Genomic DNA, 236 nt, shown 5'->3' with positions numbered 1-236 from the left:
GAAATTACTATAAAGAACTTTAAGGAGAGAAAATGGAAGAGATTAAACAGTTTTTTATCAATATAGGCAGAGCTGATGTTGATGAGAATATGCAAAATTTGGTTAGTGATAATATCATCGATAGCATAGATGTAATGAATTTAATCAATGAGATAGAAAAGCATTATAATAAAACTTTAGATTCTGATTTTATGCGGCCTATGTATTTTGAAAGTTTTGAGAGTATTAAGCAAATG

Annotated in this window: 1 protein-coding gene; it reads left to right on the top strand. The window is 27.5% G+C overall.

Features of this window, described 5'->3' with window-relative positions:
• Nucleotides 1–32 precede the first annotated feature (32 nt).
• Nucleotides 33–236 (top strand): acyl carrier protein (locus H2279_RS08860; protein ID WP_337196309.1); only part of this gene is annotated, 204 nt, incomplete at its 3' end.

It is taken from the genome of Campylobacter sp. B0100352/1 (genome assembly GCF_020135855.1).
Lineage (GTDB): Bacteria > Campylobacterota > Campylobacteria > Campylobacterales > Campylobacteraceae > Campylobacter_D > Campylobacter_D taeniopygiae.
Note: the sequence above shows the minus strand (reverse complement) of the source record. Positions and strands in the feature narration are given on the sequence as shown.